This window comes from Buttiauxella sp. 3AFRM03 (assembly GCF_003675305.1).
Classification (GTDB): domain Bacteria; phylum Pseudomonadota; class Gammaproteobacteria; order Enterobacterales; family Enterobacteriaceae; genus Buttiauxella; species Buttiauxella ferragutiae.
This window is the reverse complement of the sequence record NZ_CP033076.1, coordinates 640858-663513: the sequence shown is the minus strand read 5'-3', so window position 1 is coordinate 663513 and position 22656 is coordinate 640858. Positions and strand designations below refer to the sequence as shown.

The following is a 22656-nucleotide window of genomic DNA, read 5'->3' as shown; positions in this document are numbered from 1 at the left end:
GCCGTGAAACAGGTTAAACGAATGGGTATACACGGGTCAGTTATGACATTAAGCTGTTGTTTTCATCAGGTGATTATTGGGGTGTTATGGCTACATTGAAGGAAATTGCTGAGGCGGCTCAGGTCTCTGTGGCGACCGTTTCACGCGTGCTCAATGACGACCCGAGTTTGAGCGTCAAAACACAGACTCGGCAAAAAATCCTCGAAGCCGCAGAAAGACTGGAATACAAAGTCCCCAGCGCGAAACGGCAGGCAAGTCAGCGGCTGACGTTTGCGGCACTGTATACCCACGGACAAGAGCTCGAGATTAATGACCCCTATTATCTGGCGATGCGCTATGGCATTGAAACACAATGCGAAAAATTAGGCATTACTCTGGTTTCTTGTTACGACTTTAAAAGCGAACGTCCGGTTGTTGCCGCCGTCGATGGTTTACTAATAATTGGTAAACCTCTGCCAGTTGCCAGGGCATGGCTTGATCAACAAGAACTCCCTCTGGTGTTCCTTGATGGCGTGACTGATGATCCTCGTTTTGATTGCGTTAACGTGGACTTGTACAAAATCAGCCGTAAAGTTATCGATTACTTCATCTCGCGCGGCTATATGCGGATTGGTTTTATTGGTGGCCGCGATGACCCAGCCTATGCCGACCAGCGTGAAGAAGCTTTCGTAGAGTATGGGCGTAGTAAGAAAGTGGTCAGCGCAAAAGATGTTTATTACGGCGACTTTAGCAGCCAGTCTGGCTACCAGTGCGCGTTGAAAATGCTTGCTACATCAGGTGATTACCCGCCAGCGTTGTTCGTTGCCACCGACTCCATTGCCATTGGTGTGTTGCGTGCATTGCATGAACACGGGGTTAAAGTCCCGCAGCAAATGGCGTTAATCAGCGTTAACGATATTCCTACCGCACGCTTTGTTTTCCCCGCGTTGTCTACCGTGCGTATCCATTCTGAAACGATGGGTGCCCAGGCGGTAAATCTTTTAATGGAACGCCTGCGTGATGAACGTACTATTCCGCTCTCGGTGTTTGTCCCAAGCTCGTTGCAGTTGCGAGATACTACAACCTCATAAAATCCCCGTCATTCTTCAAGCCGCAGATACGTTGGCTTTCCTCGCTCACCCCAGTCACTTACTTGAGTAAGCTCCTGGGGACTCACTGCGTTGCCGCCTTTCTGCAACTCGAATTATTTAGGGGATTGGCTCTATTATTGTGATCCCCTCGTCATTTAGTAAAATTCGATTTTAAGTTTTAGTAAATATTTACTATTGTTTTCCTCATACACACGTAATGAGGATGTTGGCGTGAATAACTGGGAAAACATAAACAAACAATCTGAGAACCGGCTGCCACCACGCGCCTGGTTTCATCGTTACGCAAGCGAAGCGCAGGCTAAAACGCTTGATCGGCAAGAAAGCCTCGGCTTTATGTTACTTAGCGGGAAATGGACGTTTAACTATTTTGACCATCCTGCAAAAGTGCCTGAAGCGTTTTACCGTCAGGCGATGCCAGAGTGGGGCGAAATTACCGTTCCGGGCATGTGGCAAATGGAAGGTCACGGTCATTTGCAGTATACCGATGAAGGATTCCCTTTCCCGATTGATGTGCCTTTTGTTCCCACCAACAATCCAACCGGTGCCTACCAGCGCCAGTTTTCCCTGACCTCCGAATGGCTACAACGCCAGATCCTCATCAAGTTTGATGGCGTAGAAACCTACTTTGAAGTGTACGTTAACGGCCACTACGTTGGGTTCAGCAAAGGCAGCCGCCTGACGGCAGAGTTCGACATCAGCCCTTACGTGCAAGTCGGTGACAACTTACTCTCGGTTCGCGTCATGCAGTGGGCGGATTCAACCTACATCGAAGACCAGGATATGTGGTGGATGGCGGGGATTTTCCGTGACGTTTACCTGACCGGTCAGCCGAATGTGCATCTGCATGATTTTACGGTCGTCACTGAATTTGACGAAAACTACTGTGATGCCCAACTTCAGCTTTCCTGTGATGTGCGTAACATCACAGCGACGCCTGCCGAAGGCTATCAACTACTGGCACAATTATTTGATGGCGAAAAGTGTATCGCCGAACAGCAACACGATGCGCTGTCTGTCCACAGCGATTTGCGTTGCCAGCTGGTATTACCGGTCAAACAACCTAAACAGTGGAACGCAGAACAGCCGAATCTCTATTTGCTGCTGCTAACTTTGCGCGATAACCGTGGCGAGATCGTCGAAGTGGTGCCGCAGCAGGTCGGATTCCGCGATATCAAAGTGCGCGACGGCTTGTTTTACGTGAATGGTCGCTACCTGAAACTGCATGGCGTCAACCGCCACGATCATGACCATCAAAAAGGCCGCGCCATTGATATGGCACGCGCCGAGCGCGACATCATTCTGATGAAGCAGCACAACATCAACTCGGTACGCACCGCACACTATCCTAACGACCCGCGCTTTTATGCCTTGTGCGACCAGTACGGGCTGTTTGTAATGGCGGAAACCGACCTGGAAAGCCACGGTTTTGCTAACGTAGGTGATATTAGCCGCATTACCGATGATCCCGCCTGGGAGCAGGCTTACGTCGAACGCATCGAACGCCATGTTCTGGCACAGAAAAATCATCCGTCGGTCATCATTTGGTCATTGGGTAATGAATCCGGCTACGGCTGCAACATCCGCGCGATGACCGCACGTTGTAAGGAGCTGGACCCGACACGCCTGGTGCATTACGAAGAAGATCGCGATGCCGAAGTGGTGGACGTCATCAGCACCATGTATTCCCGCGTCTCAATGATGAATGCCTTTGGCGAGTACCCGCATCCGAAGCCGCGCATTCTGTGCGAATACGCCCATGCGATGGGTAACGGGCCGGGCGGGCTGGCGGAATATCAGGCGGTCATCAATCAACATAAAAGCCTGCAAGGGCATTACATCTGGGAATGGTGCGACCACGGCTTGTTGGTGCACGACGAGCAAGGACGTGAGCGTTATCAGTACGGTGGCGATTACGGCGACTTCCCAAACAACTATAACTTCTGCATGGATGGGCTGATTTATCCCGACCAGCGCCCGGGACCAGGGCTGCGTGAATATAAGCAGGTTTTGTGTCCGGTTGCGGTGCAGCAAACCGAAAAAGATGATGTGTTGCTGGTGGAAAACCGTTATTGGTTCAGCGCGTTAAACGACATCGAACTCCAGGTCAGTTATCAGCTCGATGGTGAAACCCTCGCGCAACAAACGCTGGCGGCACCTTGTTTACAACCCGGTGAAAAAGAACAATTGCGCCTCAACGCTCCGTCGCTGCCAGCTGGCGAAGTGTTTATTAATGTCGAAGTTTACAAACGTCACGCAACACCATACAGCGAAGCGATGTCTTTGCTCGGCCACTATCAAATCCTGCGCCAGGCGGCAGGCGCGCGTGAAGCGCTGCCAGTGAAACCCTCCCGTTCGCTGCACAGCGAAACGCGCGGGCATCAGCAAATCGTCAGCGGTGCAGATTTTTCCCTGACCTTCTGCCGCCTGAAGGGTGAGCTGACTTCATGGCTGGTGAATGGTGAAGAGATTGTCGGTCGCGCACCGCATCTCACCTTCTTCAAGCCGACGATTGATAACCATAAGCAAGAATTTGAAGGGTTGTGGCAGCCGTATCATCTTCACCTGATGCAGCACCATTTCCGCGCAATGCGCCAAACCACGCAAGGTGACGATCTGGTCATTGAAGTGGATAGCGTGATTGCGCCGCCAGTTTTCGATTTTGGCATGCGTTGCACCTACCAGTGGCGGATTACCCCTGCGGGCCATGTGTCGCTTGAACTTTCGGGCACATCTTACGGAAATTATCAGGCGATTATTCCAAAAATTGGCCTCGATTTTGGCATCAGCAAGCGTTTCAGCGAAGTGGAATATTATGGCCGTGGGCCGGGTGAAAACTACGGCGATAGCTGCCAGAACAACCTGATTGGGCATTATCGTCAGCCGGTAGACAGCCTGTTTGAAAACTATCCGTTCCCACAAGATAACGGTAACCGCCAGCAGGTGCGTTGGTTAACTGTTGAAGATGCAAAGGGGAATGGTCTTTTTATTCAGCCGCGTAAACCGATTAACTTCAGTCTCTGGCCGTACAGCGCCGACATGCTGCAGCAGGCGCAACACATCAATGAGCTTGAGGAAAGCGACTATCTGACGCTGAATCTTGATGACCAAATTCTCGGCTTAGGTTCCAACTCCTGGGGTTCAGAAGTGCTGGATTCGTTCCGGGTTTATCTAAAACCGTTTAGCTACGGCTTCACCATGGTGCCATTCAGTCAGTCACAAATGACCCCGGTTGAATTGGCGAAATACGATTTCCAGCAGGCTTCACCAGCGAGGGAAGTGGAATGATTATTTTAAACACCTTAGAAGATTTTAAACGCATCTATCATGCCGGAAAGAAATGGCAACGCTGCATGGAAGCGATTAATAACCGTAATAATATTAAAGCCAATGTTTTTTATTCAATTGGCGATTCACTGGTCTATCGCCTGGCGGAAGGCAACAGCGAAAATAGCGAATTATTTGAAGGGAATCGCCGTTATTTCGACGTGCATTATTACCTCGCTGGGCAAGAAACCGTTGAAATAGCGGATAAAAGCGACTTAACCCATGAAATGATTTATCGCGACGAAACTGACCGTGAGCATTTACGCGGGCGGGGCGAGGCTTATCGTCTCAACGCTGGCAATGTGGTTATTTTTGAAAATCATCAGGCGCACCGTTTTTCACATGGTGAGGGCATGAGAAAGGTAATTTTAAAAGTGACGGTTGAGGAAACCTATTTCCTTAATAAATAAGGTGTTAAGCACCGCTTAGTGTCGGATGACGCTGACGTTTATCCGACCTACAAAAAGCAGTTATAAAAAATATACCCTACACAATGTGGAGTTCTCATGGCTTCAACAAACAGAAATACCATTGGCAAGTTTGGCTTATTGGCAATGACATTTGCGGCGGTTTTTAGCTTCAATAATGTCATTAACAATAACGTGCAACTTGGCATTGCATCGGCACCGGTTTTCCTGGTAGCTACGCTTATTTACTTTATTCCGTTCTGTTTAATCATCGCTGAATTTGTCTCGTTAAACCGTAATTCAGAAGCCGGGGTTTACGCCTGGGTAAAAAGTGCACTTGGTGGCCGTTGGGCATTTATCACCGCCTACACCTATTGGTTTGTGAACCTGTTTTTCTTCACCTCGTTATTGCCAAGGGTAATTGCCTACGCCTCGTATGCGTTCCTCGGTTATGACTATATTTTCACGCCATTAACCACGGCCATCATCAGTATTATCCTGTTCGCATTCTCCACCTGGATTTCAAACCACGGGGCGAAACTGCTCGGGCCGATGACGTCAGTAACTTCTACGCTGATGTTATTACTCACTTTCTCCTACATTGTGTTGGCAGGTGCTGCGGTGATTGGCGGCGTTGAACCGGCTGACCCAATTAACGTGCAGGCCATTACTCCGCAATTTAGTTGGGCGTTCCTCGGCATTATTGCGTGGATTTTCCAGGCTGCGGGTGGCGCAGAGTCCGTGGCGGTGTACGTCAATGACGTTAAGGGCGGCAGCAAAGCGTTCGTCAAAGTGATCATTCTTTCTGGGCTGTTTATCGGTGTGCTGTATACCGTTTCATCGCTGCTGATTAACGTCTTTGTCCACCAGGCTGATTTGCACTACACCGGTGGCACGGTTCAGGTATTTGGCGGCCTGGCGCAACACTTTGGCCTGCCAGTGGTACTGATGAATCGCTTTGTCGGAATTGTTTCGTTCACTGCCATGTTTGGTTCTTTGCTGATGTGGACGGCGGCACCGGTCAAAATCTTCTTTACTGAGATCCCGAAAGGTATCTTTGGTGCGAAAACGGTTAGCCTGAACCAGCATGGCGTACCGACTCGCGCGGCCTGGATTCAGTTCTTGATTGTGATTCCGTTGATGCTTATCCCAACTATTGGTTCGGGTAACGTGCAGGAGTTGATGAACACCCTGATTAACATGACGGCAGCAGCGTCAATGTTGCCACCGCTGTTTATCATGCTGGCTTACCTGAACTTGCGCCTGAAATACGATGAAGTGAACCGAGATTTCCGCATGGGTTCGCGAATGCAGGGCATCGCTATTGTTAGCGTCTTAATTGTTATTTTCACCGTCGGGTTTATTGCTTCAACCTTCCCGACGGGGGCGAGCATTATGACCATTGTGTTTTATAACGTTGGCGGTCTGGTTATTTTCCTCGGCTATGCCTGGTGGAAATACAACAAATACGAGAAAACTCTCGATGCGAAAGGGCGTTATGAAGCGGATACGCCACTGGCGCAACTCGCGCTGGAAAAACAGCAGGGTGTAAAGACTGACGTGAAGATTGCCGGGAGTGTCACTCAGTAAAAGGTCAAATAAATATCGGATGGCGCTTGCGCCATCCGACACCCACTTCACTGATTAAAAATCATATCCCACAGTAGCAATCACAGAACGCTCCGCGCCCCTGTAGCAGTAACCTGTGCCGTAACAACCCGCAACGTAATCACGGCCCGTCAGGTTATTGGCGTTAACTTGCACGAAGGCACCTTTCAGTGACGGCGTCCACGCCCCCATCTCAGCACGCACCATTGCATCAAGCAGCGTTACAGAAGGCACGCGCAGGGTGTTTTCATTGTCCGCCCATTGCTTGCCGATATAGCGAATACCTGAACCCAGGCTAATACCGAAGTCGGCTTTGAACATTCCCCACAGGCTGGCCATCTGATCTGGTGTGACGTATGGCGTGTTGCCATCGTTACCGTCGATGGCATCTTTAAAGCGCACTTTGTTGTAAGTGTATCCGGCAACGGTCGAGAAACGTGGATGCCACTGAGAATGTGCTTCCAGCTCAACACCTTGCGAATGAACTTTACCCGCTGGCTCATAGTAACTGCCCTGAACCACGCGGTTCCCGACATCTTTCTGCGTCAGGTCATACAGGGCGAGGGTGTAGAGATCCGCCGTACCCAGCGGCTGGTATTTCATCCCGGCTTCATACTGTTCAGCGGTGGTCGGTTTCAGCAGCTTGCCTTCGGCATCCGGCAGAACCTGCGGCGTGATGGCCTGGCTGTAGCTGATGTATGGGGATATCCCATTGGTGAATGCGTACAGCAACGATGCGCGGCCACTGAAGTGATCGTCAGTACGGTTATCGGTGACGACGCTATCAATGGCATCTGCCACAATATGGCTCTTGGTCACGATGTGATCGTAACGGCCAGAAAGCGTCATGTGCCATTGATTCCACTGCATATCATCCTGCAGATAGACACCCGTTTGTTCATACTGGCGTTTACCGGCTTTGGTCAGCAGGCCCTGATTGATGGTGGAATACGTGGGATCGCGTGGGTCGTAATAATAGAAACCGCCAGGGCCGCCAGACTCACCCGTCCACGGGTTGAGGTTGGTGGTGTAAGCGGAGTCATCGGACAAATTGTTGGTGAACTTATGGAATTCGCCGCCGAGCACCACTTTGTGATCCAGCTCGCCAGTTGCAAAATCGGCTTCCAGTTGGTTATCCATGGCGTAAGCGTCAAGTGATGAAGTTTCGCCGCTGTAATAACGCATCAGTTCGTCATGCGCCACGTCTGCCCAACCAATCTGGTAAGCCTGTTTCAGGCTGACGTTCGAGTGGGTATAACTGGCGTTGGAGCGGAACGCCCACACATCGTTAAAGCTGTGTGCAAACTCGTAGCTGTAAATTTGCTCGTGGCGTTTGAAAGCGTCATTGCCCGGTTCGACGTCAGAGAAACCGGTGCTGAGTTTGCGCCCGGTGGATGAATAAATACTGCCATCAGCCGGAACCGAGCCGTGGAATCCGCCTGATGGATCTTTTTCCAGATAGGCGCGCAGCAACAGCGAGGTATTTTCGCCGGGTTGCCACAGCAGGGACGGGGAAATCGCATAACGTTCGTCCCGCGTGTTCTCGTACTGAGTGTCGCTGTTTTTGGTTAAACCAATAATCCGATACGCCCATTCTTCGTTAATCGCATTGGTGTAATCAAATGCGCTGCCGTTGGTGTTGTGATTACCGTACATCGCACGAACGTGGCCTTCCTCGACAAATTGCGGGCGCTTTGAGGTTTCCATTACCAGTCCACCTGGTATGGTTTGGCCATAAAGTGCCGACGATGGCCCTTTAATCACATCGATTCGCTCGAGGAACCACGGGTCAACCTGAATCACGTTGTAGCTGCCGCCGTCGCTCATCAGGCGCAGGCCATCGAGGAAGGTGTTATTGACGTCGCCGCCGTGGAAACCGCGCAAAGCCACGGTGTCATAACGCGTTGCACCACCGGCAAAGCCGGTAAATACGCCAGGAGTGTAATTTAGCGCGTTGTTGACGGTGAGCGCGCCCTGGTCTTCGATTTGTTGGCGGGTAATCACCGAAATCGATTGACCGGTAGTAATCAGCGGCTCATCGGTTTTGGTTGCTCCATGGCTGACCGTTGCGCTGTAACCTTCGGTTGGGCTGGTGGAGGTTTGTGCGGGGGAGGCGGTAACGACGACGGTGTCTTCTGCCAATGCGTAAGTGGGTGCCGCGAGTGCCAGCGCGCAGAGTAAAGCAGAGCGCTTTACTGTAAATGCCAGTTTCATTTAGTTATATTCCCAGGAGGTATTGATTTAGCTATTTGTGCTAATAAATTGAATGCGAATTATTATCGTTATTGTTTTTTGTTTCAAGTGCCAATTTTGGCGGGGGAGCGGGCGCCCTCATCCCGTCCTTCTCCCCCAGGAGAAGGGGAAGGACAAGGCGAAAACCAGACAATCCCCTCTCCTTCGGGAGAGGGTTAGGGTGAAGGGAAAACTACTTCGCAGAACTAGCAGGCTGAATCGTCTCTTTCACCGGCCCCGGTGTTGCAGAAGGCAATTTGTCCGGTGTGGAATCACACGGTTTCTCTTTGCCACACAGCAAATCGAGCATTTTCAAGGTGACGCCGTTAGTCCAGCCGAATCCATCTTGCAGCGGATATTCACCGCCGCCACCGCCGGTACCCGTGGTGGATACGTCATATTTCTCCACCAGTTTTTGCTCGCGGTTATAGGTTTGCTGCACGTTGGTCATAAAGCGCCAGGTGACTTCCATTGCCAGATCGTTATGGCCGTAATTTTGCAGGCCTTCCGTGGCCACCCACTGCAATGGCGCCCAGCCGTTTGGTGCGTCCCATTGCTGGCCCGTTTTCAGGTTGGTGGTCGCCAGCCCGCCAGTTTTCAGCAATTGCGAACGGGTGATGGCCGCCATTTTTTCAGCGCGATCTTTCGAAGCGGCATGTACATACAGCGGGAATAGCGCGGCAGCGGTCAGTTGCGAACGAGCCGCGTGGTTCTTGAGATCGTAATCCGCATAGAAGGCTTGCTTATCGTTCCACAGATACTTTTCGATGGCTTTTTGACGGGCATCGGCCAGTTGCTGATATTGCGTGGCAGCTGCGCTGTCCTTCGCCACATGGCTTGCTTTCGCGAGGGTCTTTTCCATCTGGAATAGCAGAGCGTTCAAATCAACCGGAACGATAGAGGTGGTACGAATCGAGCCCAGTTGCTGCGGGTTATCCATCCAGCGCGAGCTAAAATCCCAACCCGAAGCCGCAGCTGCGCGTAAATCGCGATAGATTTCCGTCGCCGGGCGGTTGGGGTTGTTCTTCGCGGTGGTCACGTCATCCAGATACGATTCGGCGCGCGGTGTATCGCGATCGTCCCAGTAACGGTTTAGCACCGAGCCATCTTTTAGTTTCACCACCCGCAAGTTTTCAGCGCCTGCTGCCAACGTATCGCTGCCCTGCATCCACCAGGCATACTCAGCTTTCAACTGCGGTAGATAGGTGGTGTAGGTTTCGTCACCTTTGTGGCTGGCGAGCAGTTCGACCATAAAGGCAAAGAACGGCGGTTGAGAGCGGCTCAGATAGTAGCTGCGGTTGCCGTTAGGAATATGCCCAAAGGTGTCGATTTCATGGGCGAAGTTATCGACCATGTCCTGAACTTTGTCCCAGTGGCCGCTTTCCGCCAGCCCCAGCATGGTGAAGTAACTGTCCCAATAATAGACTTCGCGGAAGCGCCCGCCTGGTACCACATACGGTTTCGGCAACGGTAGCAGCGAATCCCATTTATCGGTGCTGTCAGTGGTGCGCGTCAGCACCGGCCATAAACCGTCGATGTGCTCGCGTAAAGTTTGGCCTTTAGGCGGGACATACTTTTTACCTTCTTTTGGCAAGGTAAAGTTAACGTCGACAAAATGGCGTAAATCGAAACTCGATTGATTGCGCTGCATGCGGTAATCCGCAAGGATCATCAACGGATCATTCTTGGGAACCGCATCGGCAAATGTTTTCTGATCGGGGAATAATTTTGCCGTCTGGACATCGGTAAACAGCGGGCCAAGGATGACATCAGGCGGTTGTGGCAGGCTGTCTGCGGCTGAGGCAGGCAAAGTGACGAACGTACAACCGATAGCTATTTGAATCGCAAAAAATAACGTGCGAGGACGGCGCAAAACAGGATTTATCATTAATCGTTCTCCTTTACAGGCTACCGCGGCGAAAGTTTACCGCGATCAACCCTATGAAAACCTTAGCCGAATTTCTGGCTAGTGCTACGGGAGATGTCTCATAATCTGATAAAGCAGATAATTTACCGCCTGGCTAAACGTCCATTTACCCTTGCGGATTGACCAACCATGTCCCCGCTTTTTCAACCGATAACGTCATGCTTCGCGACAGATTTTTATCACGCAACGTAAGCTCATATTGGCCCGCAGGCAGTTGCAGGAAGCCATAACCATTGGCGCCCTGTGTCACTTTTTCGGCCTTGCCATTAACATCCAGTTGTTCGCCATCATTCATGCGCACATAAATGCGCGCTATCGCGCCATCCGCTACAGGCACCACGCTTTTAGTCCCGGCAGCTTCCGCTTTTTCCGCAACCGGTTTGTCGGTTTTGGCCGTCTGGGTAGTAGAAACAGAAGGGGCGTTGTTATTAAAAATGAAACCGCCAATCGCCACGCCTGCCAGTAAACTGGCGGCAATCTGTAGCGGCAGTTTGTAGCGTTTTTTGAACGGCGAGAGTGGGGTGATTTCCGCATCTTCCACCGCGACCAGCATGGTGCCAGGCTGTTTCAACGGTGCCGCGCCGTTGATACCACTTAACGGCATGTCCGCCAGCGCCGCAAATTCTGCAATAGACTGCGGGCGGTCTTCCGGTTTTAACGCCAGCGCGTTATCCACCGCCTGCAACAGGCTATGGGAATAACCTTCAGGCCGATTTTTTGCCAGCTTCACGCACGGGTCTTGAATGGTGCGGGTAACGCTGGCCGGTGGACAAGTGCCGGTGATCAGGGTGTGGAGAATCGCCCCCAGTGCGTAAATATCCGTCCATGGCCCGAGCCGGTTTTCGAGGTCATCAGCATATTGTTCAAGCGGCGCAAAACCTGGATTGAGTGGCGTTTTAATCTCATCGCCATTTTCGGTTTTTCCTGGACGCGGAGCGCCAGCATTCAATAGCAAAGGCGCGCCGTTATCCTGAATTTGAATGCTTCTTAACGACAGGTCACGATGGATAAACCCCTCATCGTGTAATGTTGCCAGCGCTCCGCACAACATCGGCAAGATGCGCCGAATCCAGGCTTCATTAATCACTTCAGGCTGATGCTGATGCAATTCAGCCAGCGTTACGCCGTTGGAGTAGCGTGTCGCCGCATAGGCGGTTTCGTTTTGTGTCCAGAAGCTAAACACTTGCAGCAAATTGGGGTGGTTAAATTGTGCGAGCTGGCGAGCAGACTGCACAAAACGATTCATTCCGACATTAAACGCCTGGCTGTCTTGCTTGCTGCGTAACACCAGCTGCATATTATCGCTGCGTACCGTCAGCGCACGCGGCATAAATTCGCGGATAGTGACCGGGCGCTCAAGCTGGTGGTCCCACGCTTTATACACCACGTTAGTATTGGTGGATTCAGTCACTTGCTGAATTTCAAACTCGTCGAAACGGAAGCCAGGCGGCAGAGCGTCGGGTAGTTCGGAGTTGTAATCTTTATCAGTCATGATGGCCTTACTCTGCTCGAAATCGACGAAAATTCAGGGTTACTTCTGGGAGCGCCATGCGCCAACCGCTGGATCACGCAATTGCGGACGCAGGGAATCAATCAACAACAAGGTGATAGGGGTATCCGGTGCAAGCCACTCCGACCAAACTTTGCGCACAATATTTAAACGCTTCTGGATAGCGGCTTCATCTACTGCCAGTTCGCGTGGTACTTCAACGGCAACCATGCCAGTGGCTTTCCAGCCATTCAGCTCTGAGTGATAAGGCAAAATCATCCAACTCTGCGGAGCATGTTCATTACTGACCACCATCCGCTCGTTATTGAGACTGGTAATCAGCAGGCTGTCAGAACCGGCATCGGCGCTTAATCCGCTGACCGGGAAGCCATGCACAAAGGTCATCACATTGCGTGTTTCGCCTTTAGCGCCGCTCTGAATGATTTCACTGTGGCCATTCAACCAGCCGCCTTTTTCACATTTACCATTTGGGATAAACATCGCTGACGAATTAGCATCACCCTGCCAGAAAGTGCGCAAATGACAGCCGTCTTGCAGCGTAAACTCCTGCCACGGCGTGCGGTCCGCTAACGGTGAGTTTTCTTCGCGAGCGGGTTGGGTGTTGAGTTCGCTGGAAACAACCGGCGCGATAATCACCGTCCAGTCGCTGCTTCTGCTCGCAGTGCCAACCGCGAGTGCTTGACCCTGTGGATCTTCCATCCGCCAACTGACTATTTGCACCGCGCTACATTGGCTTTCCAGGAGTGTTCCCAGACGTGGCATAAAAACATTGAGCAGCGCCGGATTTTTATCGCCATTGGCGACGATTCGCAGGGGAAGTTCTTGCGCACACCAGCTTTGCGGCGTGTTGTTTTGCACATCGTCAATCCAGACATCCAGCTTTTGCGAAGGAGACTGGACGATACGATAGTTACCAGCCGCCCACACTGAAGTAGATGCCAGCAGTAGCGCCAGACTCGAAAGCCAGAGTTTCATAGAAATCCTTCTTAGCCGAACAGTTTTAAACAACAAGGTATGACGTAAAACGTCGACAGTTAATCAATGATCCAGGTGCCGCTGTTCGCATTCTGGCAGGCTTTGCTACTGCCATCGACCGCAACGCAGGTGGTTTTTTTGGTGGCCTTGCGTGGACGAGGGCGATCTTTTTTCAGCGTTTGTGCATACAGTTCACTTTTCACCAGCGCACGTGCAGGAACATAACCCAACATTTCCTGTTTATCCTGCTGCGCAACGGCCAGCCAATTATTCTCGACTTGCCCCAAAACGGTGTAACTTTGCCCATTATCAAGGGTGCTGACGACTTTTCCGCCGAAGTCCGGTTTGCTCATAATTGACCCTGCATACAGCGCCCTAAAACTTGCGTTGACTGGGGTGAATTCTTTTGGCGCGCTAACCGCATAACGGTGCGTCAATGTGACACCATTGATCTCACTGGTGACGAGAGTGTCGTCCGTCATTTTTGGTGGGGGCGCTTTACAGCCCACAACCGTCGCAACAACAGCAAGGATCAACAGATTTCGCAATTTCATCGTAACGTTCCCTGAAAAAATGGTTCAAACCTGGTCGCCGAGAAGGAGGTGATATGGCGAAGAAGAAGTCCAGGAATCTGAAGAATGATTCACATCAGCAATACATATTAACGTTAATTTTACATCGCCTGATTAACAATTCAATGCTGATGTAACTGATTGACATTATTAAGTGTTAAGCAGGACAAGAAGCACACTGCTAGCGGTGATTCAGCGGGTGAATCATCTTGCTTTACTGGTAGCCTTCAGCATAGATCATAAAACAGGGTTTCAATCCCAGGTTTAAGGATGAAGATGGAAGCGTTATTGCCCGATATCTGCAATTGTATTGCGCAAAGTGCGCCGGAAGCGGTGATGACTCCGGCGCTATGATGACCGATGTTTGAGATTAAGGCGCACATTCACCCTCAGCCAGGACCCGGTAAACCGATGAATGCGCTGAGCAAAATCGATAGCTTATTAGTGTTCCAGCATCTCGTGGACAATTTGCTTGCTGCTTAATGAGTACTCATAAAACGTCGGCCAGTTGTCCATTTCTTTTAATAATGACTGCTGGGAATCATTACCCATGTAAATATGGAAATGTTCAGATCTGCGCGGACCGATAATATGGTCGCTAAATTGCACATATTTTGGGGCTTTTGACTGGCTATCTTTACACTCAAACAAATAGCGCACACCTTTTTTGCCAGAGGCGTAATTCAGGATTTTAAAACCAGAGTAGGCGTAGTGGCAGGTGTTGATCGTTTTGCCAGTGTGAAACTCTATAGTGTTGTTTTCGATGCCAATAGTATCGATATCCGTCGCGTAACCTTTCTGATAGTACGCTTTGTATTGCGCCACCGTTTTAGTGCCATCTTTTTGGGCTTTTTTCTCCATCACCGGATCTAAGTCGCCGTTTAACAGGTAAGGATTCACCGACTGCCACATCCCATCCCAATCGCTGAGGGTGCGGTCCTTGACGTCGTTATCGTCGAAAACTCCGGCGCTGGCTTTCTGTTCAGCTTCAGTTAACGGCTTGCCGTGTGAATGGCTATGCGCCAGTACATGAGCACTACTCAGTAAAATGCCAGCGCCCAGCAGCGCGGCGGAAATGCGTTTAGTCATGAAGTTCTCCAGTGGGTATGTGAATTTATAAAATGTTATAACATAACATTATCGTAATTCAATCACTGCTTTCGCTTCAGACGTTCTGCTTAATGATCTCCGCCAGACGAATAAACGAGGCCTCCATATCGCTATCCTGAATGCTGGCGAAACCGACTAATAGTCCTTTCATTTTCTGTTGATTAAAATAATAACGCGACAATGGCCGGACCAGAATCCCTTCAGCATTCGCAAGCCTTGAGATGCCAATATCATCAGCTTCAAGGGGGAATTGAATAATCAGATGCAGACCGGCGTTACTGTTAAAATAACCAAGATAGGCTTCACCCAGATACTGTTTAATCAGTTCCACCAATAAACTGCGGCGTTTGCTATATAACTGGCGCATTTTGCGAATGTGCGCGGCGTAATAACCTTCACGGATAAACTCTGCTAAAGCTGCCTGAACTATCTGATGACCACCGCGATAAAGCTCGTTATGCACCTTTTTAAGTGGCGCCGCTAACGGCTTGGGCAGCACGACATAACCCAGACGCAGTGCGGGATACAGCGTTTTACTGAAGGTGCCGATATAAATGACTGGGCTGTTTTCTTCCAGCCCTTGTAGTGACGGTATCGGCTGGCCGGAAAAACGAAATTCACTGTCGTAATCATCTTCGACAATCCAGCTTTTAAATTCCCTGGCCTGCGAAAGTAATAACTGCCGTCGAGGCAGGCTCATCACCGAACCAAGCGGATATTGATGGGAAGGGGTCACGAAGATTAATTTTGGCCGCACGGCGGGGGCAGGTTCTGGAACTAATCCCTGATCGTCGACATCACACGCCGTCATATTGACGGCATTGATGCGTAATATATTCTTAATGCCCCAATAGCCGGGCTCTTCAATCCACGCATGGTCGCCTGGGTTACATAACGTGCGGGTGACTAAATCCAGAGCCTGATGAATCCCTTCGGTGATTAATATCTGGTCGGTGGAACATTTTACTCCACGCGCGGTACGCAAATAATCAGACAACGCGGATTTCAACAACTCGAGCCCGCCGTCTGCGTCATAAGTCAGATATTGCGGGTCAGGGGACCTGGCGATGCGATCATAAATCTTCTTAAATATGCGGTGCGGGAAGCTATTCACATCGGGCACACCAGGAATAAAAGCCCCCCATTGCGCTGGGCTGGCACTGGCATTTCCCAGCAGTTCAAGGCCACGGTCTGAAAGAGTTGCAGGTGCGTCAGGCTGTGTGGTTTGTACCGTTTTAGTGACGTGCGTGGTGAGATTATCCAGCACACTTTCGGTGACGAATGTGCCGCTGCTGGTGCGTGTTGAAATATAACCTTCTGCCTGCAACTGCTCATACACCCGTAATACGGTATTTCGCGACAGTACCAGTTCATTTGCCAAATCCCGGGTCGGTGGCATGCGCGCTGCTGGACGTAAACTCCCTTCGAGGATGCAGCTGCATATCGCAACATAGAGTTTCTTATGAAGTTTCTCGCCAGGCGTGTGGATAAATGCCTGCTTGATCACATCTACGGCAAGTGAACGCATTTGGATCCTATTATTAAAACGATTTGGCTCTCGATTAAGGTACCAGATACTGTCTAAATGAATCAGGTAATACAACCTGTCTATTTGATAAATGTGTGAGGGATAAAAAAATGAGTAATAACGAACTCCATCAACGTCGTCTGGCTGCTACTCCACGTGGCGTAGGTGTGATGTGTAATTTCTTTGCCCAATCGGCTGAAAACAGCACCATCACTGACGTTGAAGGCAAGCAGTACATTGATTTTGCCGCCGGGATTGCCGTGCTGAATACCGGCCATCGGCATCCTCGCCTGGTGCAGGCGGTTGAGCAGCAACTTCAAGCGTTTACTCACACCGCTTATCAGATTGTCCCTTACGAAAGCTACGTTCAGCTTGCAGAGAAAATTAACGCCGCCGCGCCAATCGCTGGGCGTAAGAAAACGGCCTTTTTCACCACCGGGGCTGAAGCGGTAGAAAACGCGGTGAAGATTGCCCGCGCCCATAGTGGCCGCCCTGGTGTGATTGCTTTTAGCGGTGGGTTCCATGGTCGCACTTACATGACCATGGCGTTAACCGGCAAAGTGGCTCCCTACAAAATTGGTTTTGGCCCATTCCCTGGGTCCGTCTTCCATGCGCCGTATCCGTCCGAACTGAACGGGATTTCCACTCACGATGCGGTGAAATCCATCGAACGCCTGTTTAAATCCGACATTGAGGCAACTCAGGTAGCGGCGATTATATTCGAACCTGTGCAGGGTGAAGGCGGCTTCAATGTGGCTCCGCCTGAATTTGTGGCGGCGATTCGCCAAATTTGTGATACCCACGGCATCGTGATGATTGCTGACGAAGTGCAAAGTGGTTTTGCGCGCACCGGCAAAATGTTTGCCATGAACCATTACGCGCATCAACCTGACCTGATGACTATGGCGAAAAGCCTGGCAGGCGGCATGCCGTTATCTGGCGTGGTGGGTAAAGCGGAAATTATGGATGCACCTGCGCCTGGCGGTTTGGGCGGGACTTACGCCGGTAACCCGCTGTCGGTGGCGGCAGCCCATGCGGTGCTGGATATTATTGCTGAGGAAAAACTCTGCCAACGAGCCGAAGCACTGGGCGAACGGCTGACATCTGCGCTGCGCGAGATCAAACAAAATTGCCCGGCCTTAGCGGAAGTGCGTGGCCTTGGCTCGATGATTGCCGCAGAATTTTACGACACCACAACTGGCGAGCCGTCTGCGGCAATTGCCCAGCAAGTGCAGAAACGTGCGTTGGAGCAAGGCTTGCTGCTACTGACCTGTGGTCAAAATGGCAACGTGATCCGTTTCCTTTATCCGCTGACCATCCCTGATGCTCAGTTCGATAAAGCGCTGGATATCATTAAAACCGCGACGCAAATGTGAGACCCAAGATGATCAATTTAAACAATACAGACCTGCTGCTCGACAGTTGCCCGGTTGGCGGCGAGTGGAGCCACGCCCAGTCGGGTAAAACCATGTCGGTGGTCAATGCCGCGACGGGGCAGAAAATCGCCGAAGTGCCGTTGATGGGGCAAGCTGAAACTCAGCAGGCAATCGCGGCGGCAGAGATCGCGCAAAAAGCGTGGAAGATGCAGACTGCGGCAAGCCGCGCAAAAATCCTCCATCGTTGGGTGAGCCTGATTCAGGAAAATACTGAAGATCTGGCGCGGCTGATTACCAGTGAAGGCGGCAAACCGCTGGCTGAAGCGCGTGGCGAAGTAAACTATGCTGCCTCGTTCATTAGCTGGTTTGCGGAAGAGGCGAAAAGAGTCGATGGCGTGTTGTTGCAACCGACCAACCCGGATCAACGTTTTATCGTCTCGAAACAACCTGTTGGTGTTTGCGCGGCAATCACCCCGTGGAATTTCCCGGCGGCGATGATCACCCGCAAAGTAGCCCCGGCATTAGCCGCAGGCTGTGCAATTATCGTTAAGCCCGCGGAACAAACGCCACTGACCGCGCTGGCGTTAGCCAAACTTGCCGAACTGGCAGGTTTGCCAAAAGCCCTGTTGCAAGTCATTACCGGAGATGCCAAAGAAATTGGCGGTGAACTGTGTCGCAATGCCACGGTACGCAAACTCAGTTTTACCGGCTCCACGGAAACAGGGCGCTTATTAATGGCGCAATGTGCTCCGACCATCAAAAAGCTCTCGCTGGAGCTTGGCGGAAATGCGCCGGTTATTGTCTTTGACGATGCCGACCTTGGGCTTGCCGTAAAGGGCATTATGGCGTCGAAATTCCGTAACAGCGGGCAAACCTGCGTGTGCGCCAACCGCATCTACGTGCAGAGCGGGATTTATCAAAAGTTGTGCGATGAACTGGTGAAAGCGGTTGAAGCCCTGAAAGTCGGCAATGGTATGGATGACGGCGTGACACAAGGGCCGCTTATCAATGCCAAAGCGATTGAAAAAGTTGAGCTGCATCTGAATGACGCGCTGCAAAAGGGCGCCACGCTGTTAACTGGCGGCCATAAACATCCGTTGGGTGGCAATTATTTCGCTCCGACCGTGGTGGCCAATATCACGCAAGAGATGCGTTTTGCTCGTGAAGAAACCTTCGGGCCGGTGGCTGCGTTGTTTAAATTTGACCGTGACGACGAAGTAGTGAATTACGCCAACGATACCGAGTTTGGCCTTGCCGCGTATATATTCACGCAGGATGCGAAGCGCCAGTGGCAAATTCCTGAAGCACTGGAATACGGCATGGTAGGGGTCAACACCGGGCTGATTTCCAACGAAGTTGCGCCATTTGGCGGCATCAAGCAATCAGGGCTGGGGCGCGAAGGCTCACGCTTTGGGATTGATGAGTATTTAGAGATGAAATACGTCTGCGTTAACCTCGCTTAACCCATTCACATTTACAACCTTCTGGCGGGTGACGCTACGCTTACCCGCCCTACAAAATCCTGACTTCTGGTGGGTGACGCTGCGCTTACCCGCTCTACAAAATCCAAATTTCTGGTGGGTGACACTGCGCTTACCCGCTCTACAAAATCCTGACTTCTGGCGGGTGACACTGCGCTTACCCGTCCTACAAAATCCAAATTTCTGGTTGGTGACACTACGCTTACCCGTCCTACAAAATCCAAATTTCTGGCGGGTGACACTGCGCTTACCCGTGCTACAAAATCCAAATTTCTGGTTGGTGACACTACGCTTACCCGCTCTACAAAATCCAAATTTCTGGTTGATGACACTACGCTTACCCGTGCTACAAAATCCTGACTTCTGGTGGGTGACACTACGCTTACCCGCCCTACAAAATCCAAATTTCTGGTGGGTGACACTACGCTTACCCGTGCTACAAAATCCTGACTTCTGGTGGGTGACACTACGCTTACCCGCTCTACAAAATCCAAATTTCTGGTGGGGGACGCTGCGCTTACCCGCTCTACAATATCCAAATTTCTGGTGGGTGACGCTGCGCTTACCCGCTCTACAATATCCAAATTTCTGGTGGGTGACACTGCGCTTGCCTGCTCTACAAAATCCAAATCGTAGCTACCGTCTTGGACGTCAAGCGGTAGCTGCATAATTTTCATCCCATGGTAATCGGGTTTTCAGTACGCCGAAGCACATATGTACCAGCTTACGCATCACTGCACCCAGCGCCGCTTTTTTCGCCTTACCTTTCGCTACCAGCCTTTCATATATCGCCTTCGCGGGTTTATTCCACCGGATTGCACTCAGGGCTGCTACATACAGTTTGGCTCTGACTATTGAGGGGCCTGTTTTTGACATATGTGCCCGCCCGCGTACCGAACTGCCGGACACTCTCTCCACCGGTGTTATTCCCAGATACGCTGCCACCTGCGAGGCACTTTTGAACGTCCCGTCTTTCAGTAGTGCCAGCATCTCCCGTCCCACCTGCTCCTTCACACATTTTATCGATTTCAGCAGCTCCAGATCGGCCTTCAGTCCCGGGTCGTTATCTGTGTGGTCAGTAATGAGCTTTTCTATCCGTTCCAGTTCATCACTCAGCCAGCCGTGTGTCCGCTCCAGTGAGCCTATGACCTCCCGTGGTGTCGAGGTTGAATGCGCTTTTTCAAGCCGGTTGGCCGTCCTCTGCACATCCTCTTTCAGCGCGTCGCGCTGACGCAACAACGCCCTGAGTTTACGGACTTCAACTGACGGTGGGACCCAGGCATCGGGATGCTTCAGCTCGCCATAACAGGCCAGCACAAATGCGTCCACTGTGTCATTTTTCGTGAGGATATCCATTCCGCAGGCAAACTCACGGACACGGTATGGATTGGCCATGCAGACAGAAATCCCCGCATCATGAAGCCCATACGCCAGATTCTCATGGTAGATACCCGTGGCTTCCATCACGACTGTCATATTATCAGAGGCGCATTTTTGGGCCTCCAGCCAGTCGATGATTTTGCGGGCCACACAGGGTTCATTGGTGAAGACTTTCTGCTTTTTCTTACCCTTAATACCGGCAACAAGCAGACAGACATCTATTTTATTTTTGCTGATATCAGCACCGAGAAAAGCCATATTTCATCTCCTTCCACGTGAACCAACACGCCATTCCAGCCTTGTACATGCGAAGTCAGAGCTTCTGGTTACCGTTCGGATTTTGAGTGGCGTGAAAGGTGAAACGGAGGGCTTAAGCTACGTCGGAAGATCGAGGTCTTCAGGTCGGATACAAGCTTCCTCCGTTTCATGTAACCGGTAGCTAACCAGCTACCGGTTCAAGATACAAGGTCGGATAAGCGTAGCGTCATCCGACAATTCTCTTGTTAAAATCTCGCTCAAAATCTTTAACAATTATGTGACATTAAGCGTATACATATAACATATTATGTTTTATAAAATATACACACTGCCTGCCCTTATGCCACATAAAGAGAAAAGATATGGACCAGACGACAGACAAACAACATCACCAACATCAGCCAGTTAAAGGCGAGCAATTCAACCGCTCGATAGGGCTGATGTCTAACTTCGCATTGGGATTTACCTACCTTTCGCCACTGACTGCGGTTTATTCGCTGTTTGCGTTGGCCGTGACGCTCGCGGGGCCACCGGCTATTTGGTGGATATTGATTGTGGCGTGCGGGCAACTACTGGTGGCGTTAGTCTTTGGCGAAGTGGCCTCGCAATATCCGATTACCGGTGGCTTATATCCGTGGGCGAGAAGACTTTGGGGTAAAAAATATGCCTGGATTGCCGCCTGGATTTATCTTTGGGCGTTAGTGGTTACCATTACTTCGATTGCGGAATACACCTCTACCTTCGTGGCCTCGTTATTCCACTACGCCACTAGTGCGGGCAATATGATGGTGACGTCTGTCGTCTTGCTGCTGATTATGATGGTCGTGAATATGTCAGGCACCAAAAACCTGGCTCGCGTGGCGAGAATTGGTTTTTGGTGTGAAATCGTCAGCGTTATTGCACTCGGCATTTATCTGCTGATATTCCATCGCTCGCAACCTTTCTCCGTGGTATTTGACTCGATGGGCGTGTTGGCTAACGACGGCAATTACACCACCGCCTTTATGTCAGCATCTTTGATGGGGTTGTTTATGTTCTTCGGCTTCGAAGCCTGCGGTAATGTGGCAGAAGAAGTGAAAAACCCAGGTAAGAAAATTCCCGTGGCGATGATTTTAAGTATCGTGTTTGGTGCCATCTCTGCGGTAATTTCGATTATGGGTTATTTGTTATCGTCCCCAGATTTAGTCAACATTGTAAACGGTAAAATTTCCGACCCGATTCCGGCGATTCTCAACGAAGCGTTGGGGCCAACCGGTGCTACGGTCTTTATTGTGGTCGCGGTGATTGCGATGTTGTCTTGTATTCTTTCTTTGCAAGCTGCCTTGAGCCGTCTGATATTTTCCTTCTCCCGCGATAACATGCTACCTGGCAGCGAATGGATGTCGAAAATCTCCAAACATAGCGTGCCGGATAACGCCATGATGGTGAGCTGTTTGTTACCGGTGATTATCTGCGTGTGGGTCTATTTCCAGCCTGATAGCCTGGCGCGTATTACCGCATTTGCGGTCATCGGTATCTATATTTCCTTCCAGATGGTGGTACTGGCGGCATTGCGCCAGCGCCTGAAAGGGTGGAAACCTGCCGGTGAATGGACGGTGGGTTCGTGGGGGATTATCGTCAATATTCTGGCACTGGCTTACGGGTTGTGCGGTATTTGGTTACTGGCGCAACCGGCCCAGAGTGAAAACTTTATGGACCGCTGGACGGTGCTGGTAGGACTGGCGATTGTGATTGGTTCGGGCCTGATTTATATGTTCGTCAGCAAACCGTTTGGTCGCTCGAGTGCACCCGAGAATGATGCGATTGAATACGCTCGTAAATTAAATACCGAACAAGGTTAATATCAATGTCGGATGTCGCTTAGCGTAGCGACATCC

The 22656-nt window shown here is 50.9% G+C and carries 16 protein-coding genes; 8 read left to right on the top strand and 8 right to left on the bottom strand.

Annotated features, from left to right (window positions below):
• Positions 1-86: 86 nt before the first annotated feature.
• From ebgR to D8682_RS04305, 4 genes are all read left to right on the top strand, one after another.
• Entirely contained in the window at positions 87-1070 is a 984-nt protein-coding gene (gene ebgR, locus D8682_RS04320; RefSeq protein ID WP_064546152.1) for a transcriptional regulator EbgR, read from the top strand.
• Positions 1071-1301: 231 nt separating this feature from the next.
• Complete coding sequence (gene ebgA, locus D8682_RS04315) at positions 1302-4376, top strand: beta-galactosidase subunit alpha (RefSeq protein WP_121813615.1); 3075 nt, start codon at positions 1302-1304, stop codon at positions 4374-4376.
• Positions 4373-4825, top strand: coding sequence for a beta-galactosidase subunit beta (locus D8682_RS04310; RefSeq protein WP_121813614.1), 453 nt, complete (start codon positions 4373-4375; stop codon positions 4823-4825). The genes ebgA and D8682_RS04310 overlap by 4 nt, the downstream gene beginning before the upstream one ends.
• A 96-nt stretch (positions 4826-4921) precedes the next feature.
• Positions 4922-6412, top strand: coding sequence for an amino acid permease (locus D8682_RS04305; RefSeq protein ID WP_121813613.1), 1491 nt, complete (start codon positions 4922-4924; stop codon positions 6410-6412).
• 54 nt (positions 6413-6466) lie between these two features.
• Here the strand turns inward: D8682_RS04305 and D8682_RS04300 are convergent, their stop codons facing one another.
• The 7 genes from D8682_RS04300 to D8682_RS04270 form a co-directional block, all read right to left on the bottom strand.
• Entirely contained in the window at positions 6467-8644 is a 2178-nt protein-coding gene (locus D8682_RS04300) for a TonB-dependent siderophore receptor (RefSeq protein ID WP_121813612.1), read from the bottom strand.
• 211 nt (positions 8645-8855) lie between these two features.
• A complete protein-coding gene (treA, locus tag D8682_RS04295) occupies positions 8856-10550 on the bottom strand; it encodes an alpha,alpha-trehalase TreA (RefSeq protein WP_121813611.1) in 1695 nt (564 codons plus the stop codon).
• 145 nt (positions 10551-10695) lie between these two features.
• Positions 10696-12081 carry a protein kinase gene (locus D8682_RS04290; RefSeq protein ID WP_121813610.1) on the bottom strand — a complete coding sequence of 462 codons (1386 nt, stop codon included), beginning with the start codon at positions 12079-12081 and terminating at the stop codon, positions 10696-10698.
• 39 nt (positions 12082-12120) lie between these two features.
• The gene (locus D8682_RS04285) at positions 12121-13074 is read right to left on the bottom strand and encodes a hypothetical protein (protein ID WP_064546167.1); all 954 of its coding nucleotides are present in this window, start codon (positions 13072-13074) and stop codon (positions 12121-12123) included.
• 59 nt (positions 13075-13133) lie between these two features.
• On the bottom strand, positions 13134-13628 hold the full coding sequence (locus D8682_RS04280; protein ID WP_064546168.1) for an SH3 domain-containing protein: 495 nt from the start codon (positions 13626-13628) through the stop codon (positions 13134-13136).
• 459 nt (positions 13629-14087) lie between these two features.
• Entirely contained in the window at positions 14088-14735 is a 648-nt protein-coding gene (gene zinT, locus D8682_RS04275) for a metal-binding protein ZinT (RefSeq protein ID WP_064546170.1), read from the bottom strand.
• Between the two features lie 76 nt (positions 14736-14811).
• Positions 14812-16284 carry a PLP-dependent aminotransferase family protein gene (locus D8682_RS04270; RefSeq protein ID WP_121813609.1) on the bottom strand — a complete coding sequence of 491 codons (1473 nt, stop codon included), beginning with the start codon at positions 16282-16284 and terminating at the stop codon, positions 14812-14814.
• A 110-nt stretch (positions 16285-16394) separates the two neighbouring features.
• On the opposite strand from D8682_RS04270, the gene puuE reads away from it, so the two are divergent.
• The 3 genes from puuE to D8682_RS26665 are packed head-to-tail and all read left to right on the top strand — an operon-like array spanning position 16395 to position 19811.
• The gene (gene puuE / locus D8682_RS04265) at positions 16395-17660 is read left to right on the top strand and encodes a 4-aminobutyrate transaminase (protein ID WP_121813608.1); all 1266 of its coding nucleotides are present in this window, start codon (positions 16395-16397) and stop codon (positions 17658-17660) included.
• Between the two features lie 11 nt (positions 17661-17671).
• Positions 17672-19123: an NAD-dependent succinate-semialdehyde dehydrogenase gene (locus D8682_RS04260; protein WP_121815633.1), complete on the top strand. Its 1452-nt coding sequence runs from the start codon at positions 17672-17674 to the stop codon at positions 19121-19123.
• A gap of 28 nt (positions 19124-19151) precedes the next feature.
• Positions 19152-19811, top strand: a complete 660-nt coding sequence (locus D8682_RS26665; protein WP_162302979.1) for a hypothetical protein — start codon at positions 19152-19154, stop codon at positions 19809-19811.
• On the opposite strand, the gene D8682_RS04255 is transcribed toward D8682_RS26665, so the two are convergent.
• On the bottom strand, positions 19793-20779 hold the full coding sequence (locus D8682_RS04255; protein WP_121813607.1) for an IS110 family transposase: 987 nt from the start codon (positions 20777-20779) through the stop codon (positions 19793-19795). The two genes, D8682_RS26665 and D8682_RS04255, sit on opposite strands and share 19 nt — an antisense overlap.
• A 362-nt stretch (positions 20780-21141) precedes the next feature.
• Between D8682_RS04255 and D8682_RS04250 the strand changes: the two genes are divergently transcribed.
• On the top strand, positions 21142-22620 hold the full coding sequence (locus D8682_RS04250; RefSeq protein WP_121813606.1) for an APC family permease: 1479 nt from the start codon (positions 21142-21144) through the stop codon (positions 22618-22620).
• Positions 22621-22656: the final 36 nt, after the last annotated feature.

Excerpts from the sequence above, each read along its gene's own strand:
- ebgR (WP_064546152.1), top strand. The coding sequence starts at position 87 with ATGGCTACATTGAAGGAAATTGCTGAGGCGGCTCAGGTCTCTGTGGCG.
- treA (WP_121813611.1), bottom strand. The coding sequence starts at position 10,550 with ATGATAAATCCTGTTTTGCGCCGTCCTCGCACGTTATTTTTTGCGATT.
- D8682_RS04300 (WP_121813612.1), bottom strand. The coding sequence starts at position 8,644 with ATGAAACTGGCATTTACAGTAAAGCGCTCTGCTTTACTCTGCGCGCTG.
- zinT (WP_064546170.1), bottom strand. The coding sequence starts at position 14,735 with ATGACTAAACGCATTTCCGCCGCGCTGCTGGGCGCTGGCATTTTACTG.
- D8682_RS04290 (WP_121813610.1), bottom strand. The coding sequence starts at position 12,081 with ATGACTGATAAAGATTACAACTCCGAACTACCCGACGCTCTGCCGCCT.
- puuE (WP_121813608.1), top strand. The coding sequence starts at position 16,395 with ATGAGTAATAACGAACTCCATCAACGTCGTCTGGCTGCTACTCCACGT.
- D8682_RS04305 (WP_121813613.1), top strand. The coding sequence starts at position 4,922 with ATGGCTTCAACAAACAGAAATACCATTGGCAAGTTTGGCTTATTGGCA.
- D8682_RS04270 (WP_121813609.1), bottom strand. The coding sequence starts at position 16,284 with ATGCGTTCACTTGCCGTAGATGTGATCAAGCAGGCATTTATCCACACG.
- D8682_RS04285 (WP_064546167.1), bottom strand. The coding sequence starts at position 13,074 with ATGAAACTCTGGCTTTCGAGTCTGGCGCTACTGCTGGCATCTACTTCA.
- D8682_RS04255 (WP_121813607.1), bottom strand. The coding sequence starts at position 20,779 with ATGGCTTTTCTCGGTGCTGATATCAGCAAAAATAAAATAGATGTCTGT.
- D8682_RS04250 (WP_121813606.1), top strand. The coding sequence starts at position 21,142 with ATGGACCAGACGACAGACAAACAACATCACCAACATCAGCCAGTTAAA.
- D8682_RS04310 (WP_121813614.1), top strand. The coding sequence starts at position 4,373 with ATGATTATTTTAAACACCTTAGAAGATTTTAAACGCATCTATCATGCC.
- D8682_RS04280 (WP_064546168.1), bottom strand. The coding sequence starts at position 13,628 with ATGAAATTGCGAAATCTGTTGATCCTTGCTGTTGTTGCGACGGTTGTG.